Source organism: bacterium (assembly GCA_019695305.1).
Classification (GTDB): domain Bacteria; phylum UBA10199; class UBA10199; order UBA10199; family JAIBAG01; genus JAIBAG01.
On the sequence record JAIBAG010000024.1, the window covers coordinates 1 to 15,841 of the forward strand.

At 41.7% G+C, this 15,841-nt stretch carries 20 protein-coding genes and 1 tRNA gene; 17 read left to right on the forward strand and 4 right to left on the reverse strand.

Annotation, left to right across the window (positions count from 1 at the left end; translation table 11 throughout):
• The first annotated feature begins 182 nt into the window (after window positions 1-182).
• From sppA to K1X76_10155, 4 genes are read left to right on the forward strand one after another with little or no spacing between them, the layout of a single operon-like run.
• A complete protein-coding gene (sppA, locus tag K1X76_10140) occupies window positions 183-1,037 on the forward strand; it encodes a signal peptide peptidase SppA (GenBank protein ID MBX7149427.1) in 855 nt (284 codons plus the stop codon).
• 14 nt (window positions 1,038-1,051) lie between these two features.
• On the forward strand, window positions 1,052-1,345 hold the full coding sequence (locus tag K1X76_10145; GenBank protein ID MBX7149428.1) for an integration host factor subunit beta: 294 nt from the start codon (window positions 1,052-1,054) through the stop codon (window positions 1,343-1,345).
• Between the two features lie 5 nt (window positions 1,346-1,350).
• Window positions 1,351-1,848 carry an HIT domain-containing protein gene (locus K1X76_10150; protein MBX7149429.1) on the forward strand — a complete coding sequence of 166 codons (498 nt, stop codon included), beginning with the start codon at window positions 1,351-1,353 and terminating at the stop codon, window positions 1,846-1,848.
• Between the two features lie 38 nt (window positions 1,849-1,886).
• Window positions 1,887-2,210, forward strand: a complete 324-nt coding sequence (locus K1X76_10155; GenBank protein ID MBX7149430.1) for a hypothetical protein — start codon at window positions 1,887-1,889, stop codon at window positions 2,208-2,210.
• On the opposite strand, the gene K1X76_10160 is transcribed toward K1X76_10155, so the two are convergent.
• The 3 genes from K1X76_10160 to K1X76_10170 form a co-directional block, all read right to left on the reverse strand.
• Complete coding sequence (locus K1X76_10160; protein MBX7149431.1) at window positions 2,207-2,929, reverse strand: hypothetical protein; 723 nt, start codon at window positions 2,927-2,929, stop codon at window positions 2,207-2,209. The genes K1X76_10155 and K1X76_10160 overlap by 4 nt on opposite strands.
• A 103-nt stretch (window positions 2,930-3,032) precedes the next feature.
• Window positions 3,033-3,470, reverse strand: coding sequence for a hypothetical protein (locus K1X76_10165; protein MBX7149432.1), 438 nt, complete (start codon window positions 3,468-3,470; stop codon window positions 3,033-3,035).
• Window positions 3,471-3,481: 11 nt separating this feature from the next.
• Window positions 3,482-4,153, reverse strand: coding sequence for a hypothetical protein (locus K1X76_10170; GenBank protein ID MBX7149433.1), 672 nt, complete (start codon window positions 4,151-4,153; stop codon window positions 3,482-3,484).
• Window positions 4,154-4,325: 172 nt separating this feature from the next.
• Here K1X76_10170 and K1X76_10175 point away from each other — a divergent pair, with 172 nt between their 5' ends.
• From K1X76_10175 to K1X76_10185, 3 genes are all read left to right on the forward strand, one after another.
• On the forward strand, window positions 4,326-5,555 hold the full coding sequence (locus K1X76_10175; GenBank protein ID MBX7149434.1) for a hypothetical protein: 1,230 nt from the start codon (window positions 4,326-4,328) through the stop codon (window positions 5,553-5,555).
• 96 nt (window positions 5,556-5,651) lie between these two features.
• Window positions 5,652-5,723: transfer RNA gene (locus tag K1X76_10180), tRNA-Met, on the forward strand.
• A gap of 560 nt (window positions 5,724-6,283) precedes the next feature.
• Window positions 6,284-6,796, forward strand: a complete 513-nt coding sequence (locus K1X76_10185) for a hypothetical protein (protein MBX7149435.1) — start codon at window positions 6,284-6,286, stop codon at window positions 6,794-6,796.
• 246 nt (window positions 6,797-7,042) lie between these two features.
• Here K1X76_10185 and K1X76_10190 read toward each other — a convergent pair whose 3' ends face one another.
• Entirely contained in the window at window positions 7,043-7,351 is a 309-nt protein-coding gene (locus K1X76_10190) for a hypothetical protein (protein MBX7149436.1), read from the reverse strand.
• Between the two features lie 146 nt (window positions 7,352-7,497).
• On the opposite strand from K1X76_10190, the gene K1X76_10195 reads away from it, so the two are divergent.
• The 10 genes from K1X76_10195 to K1X76_10240 all read left to right on the forward strand — a co-directional run bounded on the left by K1X76_10195 (window position 7,498) and on the right by K1X76_10240 (window position 15,785).
• Window positions 7,498-8,394 (forward strand): hypothetical protein, encoded by an 897-nt coding sequence (locus tag K1X76_10195; protein MBX7149437.1) that lies wholly within the window; start codon window positions 7,498-7,500, stop codon window positions 8,392-8,394.
• Between the two features lie 74 nt (window positions 8,395-8,468).
• Window positions 8,469-8,942 carry a hypothetical protein gene (locus K1X76_10200; protein MBX7149438.1) on the forward strand — a complete coding sequence of 158 codons (474 nt, stop codon included), beginning with the start codon at window positions 8,469-8,471 and terminating at the stop codon, window positions 8,940-8,942.
• A 200-nt stretch (window positions 8,943-9,142) separates the two neighbouring features.
• Window positions 9,143-9,490 carry a hypothetical protein gene (locus tag K1X76_10205; GenBank protein ID MBX7149439.1) on the forward strand — a complete coding sequence of 116 codons (348 nt, stop codon included), beginning with the start codon at window positions 9,143-9,145 and terminating at the stop codon, window positions 9,488-9,490.
• Between the two features lie 128 nt (window positions 9,491-9,618).
• On the forward strand, window positions 9,619-10,956 hold the full coding sequence (miaB, locus tag K1X76_10210) for a tRNA (N6-isopentenyl adenosine(37)-C2)-methylthiotransferase MiaB (protein ID MBX7149440.1): 1,338 nt from the start codon (window positions 9,619-9,621) through the stop codon (window positions 10,954-10,956).
• A 5-nt stretch (window positions 10,957-10,961) separates the two neighbouring features.
• Complete coding sequence (locus K1X76_10215) at window positions 10,962-11,474, forward strand: DUF151 domain-containing protein (GenBank protein MBX7149441.1); 513 nt, start codon at window positions 10,962-10,964, stop codon at window positions 11,472-11,474.
• The gene (locus tag K1X76_10220) at window positions 11,474-11,875 is read left to right on the forward strand and encodes a VanZ family protein (protein ID MBX7149442.1); all 402 of its coding nucleotides are present in this window, start codon (window positions 11,474-11,476) and stop codon (window positions 11,873-11,875) included. Before K1X76_10215 ends, K1X76_10220 begins: the two co-directional genes overlap by 1 nt.
• 44 nt (window positions 11,876-11,919) lie before the next feature.
• Window positions 11,920-12,432, forward strand: coding sequence for a gamma carbonic anhydrase family protein (locus K1X76_10225; protein MBX7149443.1), 513 nt, complete (start codon window positions 11,920-11,922; stop codon window positions 12,430-12,432).
• Window positions 12,433-12,434: 2 nt separating this feature from the next.
• Entirely contained in the window at window positions 12,435-12,992 is a 558-nt protein-coding gene (locus tag K1X76_10230) for a hypothetical protein (GenBank protein MBX7149444.1), read from the forward strand.
• 121 nt (window positions 12,993-13,113) lie between these two features.
• Complete coding sequence (locus tag K1X76_10235; protein ID MBX7149445.1) at window positions 13,114-15,006, forward strand: radical SAM protein; 1,893 nt, start codon at window positions 13,114-13,116, stop codon at window positions 15,004-15,006.
• 8 nt (window positions 15,007-15,014) lie between these two features.
• Complete coding sequence (locus tag K1X76_10240) at window positions 15,015-15,785, forward strand: CDP-alcohol phosphatidyltransferase family protein (protein ID MBX7149446.1); 771 nt, start codon at window positions 15,015-15,017, stop codon at window positions 15,783-15,785.
• Window positions 15,786-15,841 lie beyond the last annotated feature (56 nt).

Below are 15,841 nucleotides of genomic sequence, written 5' to 3' on the forward strand. Positions count from 1 at the left end.
AGGAAAAAGCCAATATGCGCGATTTCCATGCCCAACAGGGTGATGCAACCGTTAAGCTGTTTGATACTCTTAAAACAAACTCTTAAAAAAAAGCGGGGGCGCCCATAAGGCGCCCCCGTTAAATTTTCATGTCCCGACATCCCATACTTTATTCCTTCCTTATTTTAGGTGCGGTTTTTTGTGTGCTTGTTGGTTTTGTTTCGATTTTATTTTACTGGATGGATGATGGAAAAGGTTTTATTCCCGGTGGCTCGGTAGCGGTTGTTAAAATTGAAGGTCCCATTTTTGATTCTAAAGAAACGCTGGAAGATTTAAATAAATACAGAAAAAATCGTTCGGTAAAAGCTGTGGTATTGAGAATTGATTCTCCCGGTGGTGCTGTAGCTCCTTCTCAGGAAATTTTTGAAGAAGTTAAAAAATTAAAACAAGATAAAAAGGTAGTGGTATCTATGGGTACCATGGCTGCTTCTGGTGGTTATTATATTTCCTGTGCCGCCGATTATATTATGGCCATGAAAGGTACCATTACCGGCAGTATTGGCGTGATTATGGAAAGCCTGGGAGTGAATCGCTTGGCCGAGTGGGCCATGCTTGAAAGCCGGGTGATTAAAACTGGAAAGTTTAAAGATGTAGGTTCTCCCATGAAGCCTATGGATGATGAAGATAGGGCTTATTTACAAAGTATTTTAAATAATATGTATACGCAGTTTAAGGGCGATGTGGGAGAAGGTAGAAAAATGACGCCCGAGCAGGTAGAGGAGTTAGCGCAGGGAAAAGTTTATACAGGTGAACAGGCCAAAGCCTTGGGTTTAATTGATGGCCTGGGAACCATTTACGATGCCATAGACCAAGCTAAAAAAATGGCCGGTTTATCGCAAGATGCTCATGTGGTTTGGCCGCGCAAAAAAGAAAACCCGCTTGATTTTTTAGCTGAGTCCAAATGGATGCAGCATTTTTTAAGTATAGTAACCAACAAACTGGAAGCTAAAACCGAGCCCCAGTGGATGTATTTATATTCGCCATCGGTTATACATTAAATAGGTAAACAAATATGAACAAGAGTGATCTTATCAACATGTTGGAAGGAAAATTAAAAAGTCTATCCCATCGCGAAGTGGAAATTATTGTGGAAACCATCTTTGACCAGATGACCCAATCGTTATCGCGTGGGGAACGCATCGAAATCCGTGGCTTTGGCAGCTTCGAAATACGTACTCGTGAACCTCGCCAAGGACGTAACCCTAAAACAGGTGCCAGCGTTTATGTGAATACGCGCAAGGTTCCCTTTTTTAAAGTGGGGAAAGAATTAAAAGAACGTGTTAATACCGGTAAGGCCGGAGAGTAGACATCATGACTAAACCCATTTGGGCGCCGTGGCGCATGGCCTTTATTGCCAAAGCGCATAAACAACGTGGGGGCTGTGTGTTTTGTGAACAGCCCAAAAAGGGGATTAAAGCCTCAACCCTTGTTATTTATCAGGGTGCTCATTCGTTTGTGATACTCAATAAATATCCCTACACCTGTGGGCATCTTATGGTGGTGCCCAATCGTCATACCAACTTATTTGAAGATTTAACAGCCGAGGAGCACTGTGAAATGAGTGCGCTTGTGGCGGCTTCTATAAAAATTCTTAAAAAGGCTGCTGGAGCTCAGGGGTTTAATGTGGGCTTAAATTTAGGAAAAGCGGCCGGGGCCGGAATTAAAGATCATCTCCACTATCATGTTATTCCACGTTGGGAAGGCGATAACAATATTATGCCGGTAATTGGTAATATCCGCGTGATGCCCGAACATTTAAACGATACCTATAAAAAATTGGCTCCCCATTTTAAAAAGCTAAAAAAATAGTGGATAGTGGATGGTGAATGGTGGATAGTAGTACCTCTATGTATCATTTTCTCAAATATCTTCTCTTGGTTTTATTTATCCTCATTATTTTTCTATTTTTCTATTCTAACCACACGGTTACGGTAAGTTTAGTGATGGATTTGCCGTTTGTTGACGATTTAGCTTCACGTCCTATCCCGGTTATTTTTCTGATTATGGGTTCGTTTGTGGTGGGTATTTTATTTGCGGCTTTTATTGGTGCTTTTAGAATGGCACTGGTAAAGGAAGAAAAGAGAAGGCTTGTTGAATTAAGAAATCCTGTGGTCCCAACTTATACACCGCCTGCGGATCCTAATACGCCGTCGTTACCACCGCTTGCTTAACCGCTAATCTTTTTAGGTGGTCTTTTTAACGATTTAAGATCAACCGTTTTAGAGGTATCAATTTTTTGTTTAACCGGTGCTCCGGCTTTGTTTTGAAGTGATTTAAACTTTTTAAGCTCTTCTTCACTTTCAAATTGCCCCGCTACAAATTTAGAAACGTCGCGATTTTCGTTTACTTCTCTAAAATCTTTTTCACGTTCTTTGCGCAGGCGGCTTACTTCAATTTCAAGTTTGCGACGAGGAGAGGGGAAACGGTCGATTAAATATCCTAATTGGGTTTTAACCGTTTTGTTTACAAGAAGACGGCCATTTTGCTGCAAGCCTTCGCGCTCTTTAAGAGCTTTAATCATGTTAAAATAAACCTGTTCGGGCACTGTGGATGACGGTTTAATACTGCGATGATAAAGTTTGGCCAAATCATCGTCGGTCCATTCACCTTCGCGTACCTTGCTAGCATCAAAAGGTTCAAATACCGGGCCTACATACCTAAACTTGCGCAGCGATAAAAATTTTTCTTTGGTTAAAATGTAAGAATCGTCGTCTTGTTTGCAATCTTCAAAAGCGGCTTTCCATTGCTCGTAGGTAAACTGGTTGGAATCAACAAAACCGTTTTGGTAGAGATAGGGCAGGTCGCCTAATAAATAGCGGACGTTTCCCTCTTTGGTTTTGGGAATACGGTCCCAAATGTATTCCATTGCGTCTTTAAATTCTTCTGTCACTTAAGTCCCCCTTGAGGCTTTTTGCGAAGCCCTCATGCAGCTTTGCTGCATAAGTGTTTGTAGTCAATATAACTTAGCTTCTCTAAGTTATATTGAACAAACACTATCCAGTCCAGTAAGAAGAGCTTTGGCGATCTTCGTAACGGCGTAAATCCAAATCGTAATCTTGTTCATTTTTAAGTCGCTTGTTTTCTTCTTTATCAATAGCGGCTTGTCCCATCATTTTGGCGGCTTCGGCACGCGGTACATCCACTTCAAAAATGCGGGTCATTTCTTCTTTATGGCTAAGCTTGGCTTCAAGCTCGCGCACGCGCAGCGCTTCCATTTGTGTACGCTCGTACGATTTAGATTCGGCAATGCGTGCCATGTAATCGTACTTGGCTACCTCTACCGCACCCAGGCGTTCCTGGCGAGCGGCGTATTTTGTAGCGTCGGCTTCAATTTCCGATTGATGCACATTGGCATCCGCCTGCATCTTGGTTGCCTGTGTATAAAACTCATTATATGCTGCACCACCACCCATAATGTTTCCTTTCTTCAAGGCTGGCTTTATTAAGCCATGCCTGTACTTTTAGACGGGGGAGCCATTCCTCCACCGCTTGGCTGTAAATTATTGTTCGACATACTTCCTTCAACGGTCATGCGCCCGGCACTTGATATAGGCGTTCCGGCATCGGCCATAAGAGCGCTGTTGCCTTGCATGGGATCGGCCTGAGAATTTTGAAAGAGGGCCTCATCCGTATTTCCTAATCCTTCATCGTTTTTCCCCAAGTTGTTGCCGGTATCCATGAACCTGGCTTCCGAATCCATAAGCCCGGCTTCTTCTTCGGCACCCATGGCCAACATTTCGGTATGAACGAGCTCGCCCGTTTCGGGATCCACCTGCGAAAAATCATGTTGTTTTCTAAAATCGGCCCGTGCCGTTTCTTGGGCCTTCACACGTTCATGCATGCCTTTTAAATCAAGGAGCGGACCAATTTTACCTTTACTCATGTTGCCATCCACAACACTGGCACCGGTTTTTTGACCTAATTTTTCATACAAATTTTTTTCGTCTTCACTGGGCGCTTCGGCCGAGCCTCGTTGCTGGTTGCCACTGAGTTTAGCTTGCTCCTGAGCCGCTATACCATCGGGTGAATTTTGTTTAGCAATAGCATCAGGGCTATGTTGATCCACACCATCGTTATAAGCAGTACTTTGATTGGCCTGTAATGCATCAACCATATATAAACTTCCTCACTTGGGTTATCGGCCAAACCCATTTTATAAGTTGCGTGGTGGGGTTTTTTGACCCCAAGGCACAACTTATGTAACTACTTAGATTATCACATAAATTTTGAATGCCGCCTAGGTGTTATTTTTTGACCAAAACCTTGTTTTGCTGTAGGGTGCCTTCATGAAAAATATGAAAAAGATGTACCTGGCACTTCTTTTAATGTTTTGGGCACCGCTCACCTGGGCTAATCCTTACCCCTCTACCTATTATTCCAGCGAACGCATCCCCGATAGCTTACGCGGCATTGAAACAGGAAAACTTTTATCAACGAGTACTGCAAAAACCGATATTGCCCTTTTAGGTTTAAGAACAGTGTATGTGTATGCGGTTCATGATAAAAGCATAAATAAGTATTTGATTTATAATGGAAATAAATTTGATGAATTTATGCATTTAAGCGTGCTGGATATAGATAACGACGGCGATGATGATATTGTGGTGGCTGGTTTTGAAAATGGAGTTCTTACTTCCAAAGTATTAATGGTGGAGGGCGATAAGCTGGTGGTGAAGGGCGAGTATGGCCATTACGCAGCGCGTATAAAATGGATGGGGCAGGATGTGCTAGTGGGGCAAAAACGTTTGGGGAATGATGATTTTACGGGACCTCTATATAAGCTTAAGTGGGACGGAAAAAAGTTGGTGGAAGAGGGTGAAGTGCTGGGTCAGTCGGGTATTTCGGGGGATGCCGAATCGCTTTTTAGGGTAGAGGGATTTAATCTTAACAATCAACCTCAGCTGTTATCTATAAAACCATCGGGGCGTTTGGTGCTTTCTAACAATCAAAGCGGAAAATGGAAACAGGGATGGAGTAGCGGCGAAGAATACGGTGGTTCGGTTTTGTTTTATAATTTTGAACTTAAAAATCCTTTGGGCATGACCACCGATAATAGATTTTTTATTCCGGTGCGTTTTAAAACTATTCTTCCCGGCGAAGAAATCACGCAACTCTCTCCGCCAGCGTACGTGCCACCACCACCAGCCGATCCTGCTGTTCCCGCTGATATTAATCTTTCGGCGCCGCTTCCTCCGGCTCCTGTAAAAGCCATCAGTAGTTACAACAGCCCTCAAATTTACGTGATGAAAAACGAGGGGTATTTAAAAAATGTGATTGGTGCTGTTCCCTCTATTAAAAACACACAGATGGTGCGTTTGGGATATACGGGTTATGGTTTTCAGGAGGCATGGAATTCTCCTCGTTTAGACGGCGCTATTACCGACTTTACCTTAGCCGATTGGGATGGGGACGGAAAAGAAGATATTATTGCTACCTTTTTACTGCGCGATAAAGGGTATACCGATACACTCAAACGGCAAGACAGTTTGGTGATTGTTTTAAAGCCGGATAAGTAGAAGAAGTGGATAGTGTATGGTGAATCGTGGATAGGAAGACAGACAATAAAAATATTGCCTTTAAGGGATAAGTAGAATAAAAACTCCCCTCTTTTCGGCAGGGTAGCTCAGTGGTAGAGCAGGGGACTCATAAGCCCTTGGTCGGGAGTTCAACTCTCCCTCCTGCCACATTTTCTTAGTTTATAGCCGCGCCTGTGAGGCGCGTCTAGAAACTTAGAAAATGTGAGTCCTTTTAGCCAACGGCTAAAAGGGCCACAGCTCATCAAGAAACTACCACGATATAAAAACGAAGCCTGTAAGGCGCGTCTAGAAACTTAGAAAATGTGAGTCCTTTTAGCCAACGGCTAAAAGGGCCACAGCTCATCAAGAAACTACCACGATATAAAAACGAAGCCTGTGAGGCGCGTCTAGAAACTTAGAAAATGTGAGTCCTTTTAGCCAACGGCTAAAAGGGCCGTATTAAACAAGACAATCCAAAGTTGTTCATGCCCAATTGATATATCTCCTTCGATCGCTGTTAGCATTTTGTAGTTAAAAAGCCCCGCTGGCTGGTTAAAAATGGGGTTTTTAGTCTTCCATTTACAAATAGGATCAGGTTTAAATTTTTCATTTTTTTTAATCGAAAACATTATGGTTACAAGAAGTTAAAAACGAGAAGGGGGGTATTTTTTATACTGGCACAATCTTTGCTTATTTATTTGCCGGGCATAGATAGGAAAGGGAAAGAAATGAAATCAATAAAATTAGTGTTTGTTTTATGTTTGGCGGTTTTAGGCGCGAGCTTCTTTTTTAAAATGCGCTATGCGTATGCGGATGATTATGCCGCAGACGCATATTACAAATTCTGTATGGATCATGCTGGTGATAGTTTTCCTCTCCAAGCGCATTGTTTAGAAAATTATCACAATTTAAAGGCTGTAGCTGAAATGCGTGCTTTTATGGATTCTTTGAATGAATCCGATGCTGACAGTAATGATAGTAATAGTAATACAAAGAAGAATGAAGATGGGAAAGGCAATATCCAAAAGTCTATGATGGGGGGGCAAAAAAATCAAATTGACCCTGAGTTAATGGTAGAGGTTGAGACTTTTTTACAACAACACACTGATGTTGAAGAAGAAGCTGACGAGAAGTTAGAGTTAACCGATGAAGAGAAGGCTGCTTTAAAGAAAAAACAATTGGAAGAATTAAAAGAGGAATATTACAATAATCCCCCTAAATTAAGGAACTTTAAGAACTAGTTTTTCTGTTCAAGTGATATATTATTCATGCTTGTTTGGCATTAACGCCGCAAAAATTTCCGGATTTTTCTGGGCCGCTTTCTGCATAAATTCATTTACATCAGCGAGTGTTTTCTGAAGGGCTACTTTACCTTAAGGTGCCAGGTACATTTGAAAATACTGCCACATTTTCCCCTGCTCTACCACTGAGCTACTCTGCCGAAAAGAGGGGTGTTTTTATGATACCTCTTGTTGAAACGCAACCAATTATTGTGATTGTTTTGATACCAAGGCCGAAAATATATCTGAGTTTTTTGAAACTTTGGCAACAAATTCATTAATATCGTTCAGTGTTTTTGTAAGGGCTATTTGCTGTGGATTAGGTGCTCCTAATTTGTGAGCATCCATTAAATTGGCATCAAATGCCTGTGTAAGCGCTTTTGTAAACGCCTCACCAATTTTTTGTAAGTGAATACTATTAATAGTGGTGGTACTAATGGGTTTATCGGGCTTATAAATAAAAAATTGTTCAAAGCGATTCATGCTGGCCAGTATACCTAAGGAAAGTTTAATCAAAAAGGATTGCTTAAGAAATTTTGAATGGAACACGTTTTATTTTAAAATATATTAATAATTTCAATAGTTTACATCTGTAGTAAAAATACCCCAAAACACAACTTTACCCTCTGCTAAAGCCGATAAATAAAGGGAGAGGATTAATTATGACAGTAGCAGCCGATTTAAAACAATGTGACACCAGTAACTATGACGCTTTTGATTACCAGGCCAGCGAATCTCAGGTTTTGGATAACTACATGGAGCGCCAAGACGAATGTCGCGAGGATGGCGGAAATGCTAAAACGGGAGTGAGTACAGTTGGAAGTATTACTAATACAGCTGTAACGCAAACACTAGAAGCGAGTGCCGAAGCGGGAACCGAAGCTGGCACTGAAATAGCAGCAACTACAGGTTCAGAAATAGCTGGTGAATGTGCAGTTGAAACGGGAAGCACTGTTGCTACAGAAGTAGCGGGAGAATGTGCTGTTGAAGTAGGAACTACTGTAGGTACGGAAGTGGTTGGGGAATGTGCCACTGTAGGTACAGAAGCTGCTGTAGTGGCCGGAACTGAAGCGGGTGTTGCTGGTGGAACAGCCGGCGGTGCGGCAGCTGGTGGTGCTGGTGCGGCTGGTGCGGCTGGTGCGGCTGGTGCAGCTGGTGCAGCTGGTGCGGCTGGTGCTACTGGTGCTACTGCTGGAGCAACTGCCGCTGTAACCGGTTTAAGTGCTGCTGCGGCTGGTATATCGGCTACAGGCTATGGTGCTATTGTAGGGGCTGTTTTGGCAGTAGCTGCTGTTTTAGTTTCTGTTTTTACCGGTCAGGATAGTGCAAAGGAACAAGCTTTGGCTGAAGCTAATACTAATGGCCTGGGCGGTGGTGCTTCAACTACAGGTGATGGCAAGCAGAAGGTTGGTGGAGCTGCCAGTGCAGAGGGACAAAAAGAAGTAGCAAGTACCAGCCAATCTTTGGGTGGTGGTGCTATGGAAGTTGAAGCAACAAATAAAGGACAGGTAACACAGGCTGTTACAGATGGCGAGCAGGTACAAGCTCAAGTTGCATAATAATTGATGGTTTTTTACCCCTAAAGGCAACTTTGAGGGAGGAAATGCCGATAACTTAAATAAGAGGAGATTATATGTCAGTACAAAATACATCGCGTAAACATGGTTTTGATTATGGTACGGAACAAACAAAATATCTGCAGATGCAACAAGCTAAAAAAGCTCAAGATAGCAAAGATCTTCAGAGCGGCTTAGGCTATGCAAAAATGGCTTATGGTGTTGCCGATGGAATTTGTAAGGCTGCTAATGATGGAACAGGAATAGCAGAAACTGCAATACAGGGAATTAAAACAGCTAGTGAAACAGCCAAAGCTACTAAAGAAGCCGCCCAGGCTGCTGAAGAAGCTGCCAAAGCTGGAACTGAAGCTGGGCAAGTTGCCGGTGATGTTGCTGCTGAAGGGGCTGAAGTGGGTGCTCAGGTTGGTAGTGAAGCCGCAAATGCCGGTGTTGAAGTGGGGGCAGAAGTGGCCCAAGCTGCTGTGCCTGCCGCTGCTGAAGGTGCAAAAGTAGCTGCCGATACGGCTACTGCGGTAGTTGGCGCCTTATAAGCAATAAATAAATGAATGAATTATCAAAAAGCCCCGTAATAACGGGGCTTTTTGCTTTTTTAAAGCCTTCTTCGCTCTTGACATTTACCGCTAACTCTTTTACAACCAAAAGAGGGGTAGGTGTAAATATTCAATAAATAACGCTTTTTTAGTGGTTTTATTGTTTTTTTTTACCTTTTAAACTCCAAAAAAATTGTTCTATGCCAAAAAAGGCTACCAAAATTTGTAAGGAAAAAGAGTGTAAAAACGAGCAAACCACCATGGGCTACTGCCGTTTGCACTATTTGCAAAACTGGAAAAAAATCCGCGAAAAACAAAAGAAAAAGGCTGTTGAAAATCTCAATAAATACGTTGATCACATCATGAAGCGTAACCCCGACAGCTATATTGAAACTATCAAGCACGATTTACGCCACACCGGCCGCTTTCAAGAACGTGCCGAACAATTTTCTAGCGATGATGATTTCCACGACAATATGGCCGAAAGTGATTTGGGCCGCGAGTTTGGCCGTATTTTAGATGGCCTTAAAGTAGACGAAAGCTTCTAATTGCGGATCGCTTATCGTGGTTCGCTAATCGCGAAGAATAAGATCTTTTCTTACGATCTGCGATCAACGATTCGCGATAAGCAATTTCCCTTGAACTCACCTCTTTATTCCGGCTATACCAACGCAACATGAAAGCCCACTTAAAAACCTACGGCTGCCAAATGAATGTGCAGGATTCGTTGCAAATGAAGGGGCTCTTGGCCAAACAAGGCTATGATCACACCGATAACGCCTCAGAAGCCGATATGGTGCTGCTTGTTACCTGTAGTATCCGTGAAAAAGCCGTTGATAAAGTTTATTCCGATTTAGGACGTATCCGCGAGATGCTGCCCGATAATCCCAATATGGTGGTGGGGGTTTCGGGTTGCGTGGCCCAGCAGGAAAAAGAAAATTTATTTAAGCGTTTTCCTTTTGTAGATATGGTGTTTGGCCCGGATGCCGTGAGTGAATTGCCCACCATGCTTAAAGATGCGCGCGATCAAAAACAAAAAGGTTTTAAGAGCCGTATTCTTAAAACCAAATTTCATCATAAAAAAGATTTTGAATTTGTAAATTTGCTCTACGACGGCGAAGAAAACAGGGTTAAGGCCTATGTGAATATTCAAAAAGGCTGCGATAACGTATGTGCCTTTTGCATTGTGCCGCGTGTACGGGGTGCCGAAGTATCGCGTCCCAGTTCGCAAATTATTGATGAAATTAAAGCTTTGGTAGATTTAGGGGTAAAAGATGTGACTCTGTTGGGGCAGAACGTGAATTCGTATGGATTAAAAGATACCGGCGAAGTAACGTTTGCACAATTGCTTGAAAAAATTGCTAAGGAAACTAATTTGGCTCAATTACGCTTTACAACTTCTCATCCTAAAGATGTAGGCGATGATTTAGTGGAGCAATTTAAAAATCTTTCTATTTTAGCCCCTCATTTTCACTTGCCGGTTCAATCGGGCAGTGATCGCATCTTGCAAGCCATGCGCCGCCAGTACGATACAAAGCATTATCTCACTGTGGTTGAAAAGTTAAAAAAAGTACGTCCCGATATTGTCTTTACCACCGACTTTATTGTTGGTTTTCCTGGCGAAACCGCCGAAGATTTTGAAGCGACAATTAATTTACTACATACCGTGGGCTACGATTTAAGTTTTTCGTTTACCTATTCGCCGCGGCCTGGCACTACCGCTTTACGTTTAGAAGATAATGTGAGTGAAGAAGTAAAAAAAGAACGTTTGGATATTTTACTTAATCGGCAGCGCCAGGTTTCGGGTGCTAATAATGCAAAATTGCTTGATACCCAGCAAACCATGCTGGTGGAAAACTACAGTGCCGAAAATAAAACCTGGTTTGGACGAACCGGCACCAATAAAATTGTTCATCTTCAGGATGAAAATCCAAAACGCAGCTTGACGGGGGAATTTGTTAAGGTAAAAGTAATAAAAGCAAATCCGCATTCTTTAATAGCGGAAGCAATATAAATACTATGACCGAAACCGAAGAACTCATCCGCATGAAGGTAACAGGGCTTACTATAGATCCCTTTACCAACATGCCCATCATTATTTTAAAAGACATGCAAGAAAGCATGGCGCTTCCTATTTGGATTGGTCTTATTGAAGCTTCATCTATTGCTACCGAACTTGAAAAAGTGGAATTAACGCGCCCTATGACTCATGATTTAATGAAAAAAATTATCGATCTTTTGGGTGCTAAAATTCATCAGGTGGTAATTTCCGATTTAACCGATAATACGTTTATGGCCGAAATAGAACTTGATGTGAATGGTCAAATTCATGTGATGGATAGCCGTCCATCGGATGCTATTGCCATTGCTTTAAGAACACAGGCCAATATTTTTGTTAATAAAAGAGTAATTGAAAAATCTCGTCGTATCGATTTAGCCAAAAAAATGGATGATGGCGAAGTTAAAGAACAAAAATGGGCTGAAATTTTAGAAAGTTTGGCCCCTGAAGATTTTGGTAAGTATAAAATGTAATGCTTAAAACCAAGCACGCCATCATCTGGCTCCCCGTTGTATTATATTACGCGTTTATTTCCTTTCTTTCATCCCGTTCCGATTTAGGCATTAATCCTTTTCTATTTGAGTATGCCGATAAGGTTATTCATTTTTGTGAATATTTTATTTTAGGAATTTTTCTGGCCAGATCTCTTGCCTGGGAAGCTCGTTATCATCACATGAGGCGCCGCTGGCGTTATCTTTTTTTATTGGTGATTCCTGTTTTGGGAATATCGGATGAAATACATCAGCTCTTTGTTCCTAACCGCATGTTTGATTTACTCGATTTTACAGCCGATGTGTTGGGGGCTTATAGTGGCCTTATTGTAGCGTGGAAAATTTATAAAAAGAAGTTTCATCTCCAAGAAAATGCAGGATGATTCTGTGATTGCCGTTTTAGGTAAAATATGGTTGAAAATTGTTTGTGATTCTTCCTTTTAAAAATATTAATCCTAACATTGGAAAAGATGTTTTTCTGGCTCCTCAATCTGTAGTTATTGGTGATGTGGAAATAGGGGAGGGATCTTCCGTTTGGTTTAATACGGTTATTCGGGGCGATGTAAACACCATCCGTATCGGCAAAAAAACGAATATCCAAGATTTAACCATGGTGCATGTAACCAATGCCGATGCCCCCAAACCGGCAAATACGGTTATTGGTGATTACGTGACTATTGGCCATCGTGTGATTGTACATGGATGTACTGTTAAAGACCGCTCGCTTATTGGTATGGGGGCTATTCTTCTGGATAATGCCGTTATTGAGGAAGATTGCATTATTGGGGCCGGCTCTTTGGTAACAAGTGGTACAGTTATACCGGCGGGCTCAATGGCTTTTGGTAATCCAGCCAAAGTTGTGCGCAAACTTACCGATATTGAAAAGGCCATGCTTATTGTATCGGCCGAGCATTATTATGAACTCTCTAAAAAATATTAATCATGCCTGAAAACAAACAAAAGTTAATAGACGCAAAAAGAAGCTTTATTGATGGCGCTGGCAGTATTTCGGTTTCACTTTTAGGATTGCTCAATCGTGTGTGTGGACAGATTTTTGCACTTTTATATTTAAGCCCAGAGCCACTTTCGTTAGATGATATTGTGAGTGAGCTGGGAGTATCAAAGGGAAATGTTAGTATTAATATTCGTCTTTTAGAAGATTACAAGCTGGTTAAAAAAATTTGGGTGAAGGGGACGCGAAAAGATTTTTACCAGGCTGTGGATGAAATTCCCATTTCTATCATTAAAGAATTTGTTGATAAAATTCGCCGCAACATTCACGACAGTTTAGACATGATTAGCGACTGTGCCGATTTGGTAAATAGTTTTAAAAAAAATATTAAAGATGCTCAGCAAAAAAATGAAGCTGAATTTATGCTGAAACGTTTTGAGCGTGTTTTATCTTTTTATCAAGGTGCCGGTCTTCTCTTTAATGCTCTTTATTCGGGCGAAAAACTGGATACCAGTTTACTAGCCCCAATACTAAGCCTAAAAAAATAATCGAGTTCCACGTTGACACTTAGGTCTATTTTTTGTACAACCCAACTCATAAATTTCTTATTAAATTCATACATTTAGAATGTTTTGAATTTTGTAAACGTTAATATAAAGGAGTGGATTTATGGGTAAAGTATTTGAAAAAAGTCTTTCGGCAACAGCGAATGTGGCCTGGCATACATTTCAGGGTATTAATAAACTGTTCCCGCAGGGTAAGGCTAAAACGCCCAAATGGTCTGATAAACCTCTTCTTAAAAGTCATCAAAAAGTAAAGCCTACACTGGGTTGGCCTCGTGAAACCGATTCTCTCTGTCCGGGATGCGTAAAAGAAGTACGCGAGGCCATTATTAGCGGCAAAGAAGATATCAATATTTTGCGTACCGGCACACCGGGCGAAATTAAAGCCATGATTGTTGAAAAAGATGGCAAGATCATGATGGTGAAAGATTGCCCCAAGCATGGTCATTTTGAAGATGTGATGTCGACCGACCCAAAGTTTTTAGCCAAGATGGAATCGCTTTTTCCTGGCAGCGATTTTTTTGCTCCCGATAATAAATTACGTAACCATGGTACCTCATCCATTAAATTTGGCCGTGGTTCGGTATTAACTGTAGATTTAACCAACCGTTGCAACATGATGTGTGAGCCTTGTTTTATGGATGCCAACCAGGTGGGTTATGTGCACGAGTTAGAGTTTAACGAAGTAAAACAAATTTTAAATAATGCTGTGAGTATTAAACCTCGTCGTCAATTGTCGGTTCAGTTTTCGGGCGGCGAACCTACTTTGTCGCCTCATTTTATCAATGGTATTAAGTACGCTAAAGAAGTGGGATACTTTTCTGTTCAGTGTGCCACCAATGGTATCAAGTTTGCCCAAGACCCTGCTTTTGCCCAAGAAGCCTATGATGCTGGTTTACGTATTGCTTATTTACAGTTTGATGGCGTTGGCAATGCTAATAATGAACACCGTAAAATTGGTAATTTGTTTGATATTAAACTGCGCGCAATTGAAAATTTATACAATGCTGGCGTAGATGTGGTGTTGGTAGTGACAGTAGTGAATACGGTTAACGATCATCAAATTGGCGAAATTTTTCGATTTGCCGTGGCTAATTCCGATAAAATTACTTTTATTTCTTTTCAACCGGTTTCGTTTACCGGACGTGACGAAGATATTAGCGATGCCGATCGCATGCGTATGCGTTATACATTGGCTAATTTAGCGCACGATCTTAAAAAGCAAACGGGCATTACCGACCCTCATCGCGACTGGTTTCCGTTGTCGGCCGTGAGTGTTTTTTCAGATTTTGGCGATATGATTAGTGCCGAGCTTGATAAAGACTGGGGTAGTTTAAAATGCGGCTGTCATCCTAATTGCGGTGTAGGGACAGCTTTTTTTGTTAATAAACAATCGAAAGAAAAGTTTTCTTTGGGAGCCGCTTTAGATATAGATCAACTTTTTAAAGATGTAGCCCTTATTAACGATAACAGCCGTTCTACTTTTTGGTCGAAAGTTCAAATTGTATTATCGCTATTGCGTAATTATGATGCCTCGCAAACTCCCAATTCGTTTAGCTTAAAACATTTATTGCAAAAGTTTGATAAGCAAAGCGGCGGTACTTTGGGCGGTGAATATGGTGTGGGTAAAGAACGTAAAAAAGATACATGGCTGCTCATGTTTGTGGCCGGGATGTGGTTTCAAGATTTATGGAATTACGATTTTAGACGCACCGAACGTTGTATTATCCCGTACGGCACGCAAGAAGGAGAAATTTCATTTTGTGCCTACAATACAGGGATTGGCTGGCGCAATATCATCGAGCATTTTTATAAAAATGCCTCGGTAGGTGAATGGTATAAGGAAAAGGGCCGTCATGATGTTTATGCAAACGGCAAAGCGGTGGATATTGGTGCTTTCGACAATACCTTATCGGTTCCTGGAAAACCCTCGTATGACCCCACAGCAGCTATAAAAGAGAGTGTGCCCGAAAAGCAGGCGGTGGGATTTAATGTATAACAAATAATATGCAACAAACGTTTCCCTGGGTTTCACTAGGTCCTCTTATTGCTTTTAACGTTCTTTTATTATGCACGGTGTTGGTTTTTCGTGGTGTGTATCGTAAGAGAGAGCGTTTAAAAGATGTTGAAGAGCGTTTTGAGTCAAAATTTTTAAGCCGTTGGATGAAAGAATACTGGTATTGGCTTACCGAACCCATCGTACTCTTTTTAATAAAAATAAAACTCACTCCCAATAAAATTACCGGAATAGGTGTTCTTATCAGTTTACTTTCAGGTTATTTTTTTGCCGATGGCCGTTTTGGCCTGGGAGGATGGGTAATGATTGCCGCTGGTACTTTTGATATGTTTGATGGGCGTGTAGCGCGCATGACGGGTAAGGCGACGCATTCAGGAGCGTATTACGATGCAGTGATGGACCGGGTGTCGGAATCGGCTACCTTTTTAGGATTAGCGTACTATTACCGCAATTCGTGGGCTGTGGGGCTTGTTTGTTTGGCGTTAGTGGGTTCGTTTATGGTGAGTTATGCGCGTGCTAAAGGTGAGGCTGAGGGCGCCAAATACACGGGTGGTAGTATGCAGCGACCGGAACGTATTGTCTATTTGGGTGTAGGTGCCATATTTATTCCTATCATTTCCTATTTTTTGGTAAAAATTCATCCCGGATTTAGCATTGATAATTTGTATCTTTTGCCTCTTGCTTTTGTAGCACTCATGACAGGACTGACTACCATTGACCGTATTACCAAGGTAATGGCACTTTTGGATAAGAAGAGGTAACCCCCTCCTGGCCTCCCCCTTACTCTAAGGGGGAGGGATATTCTTCCAAATTCTGT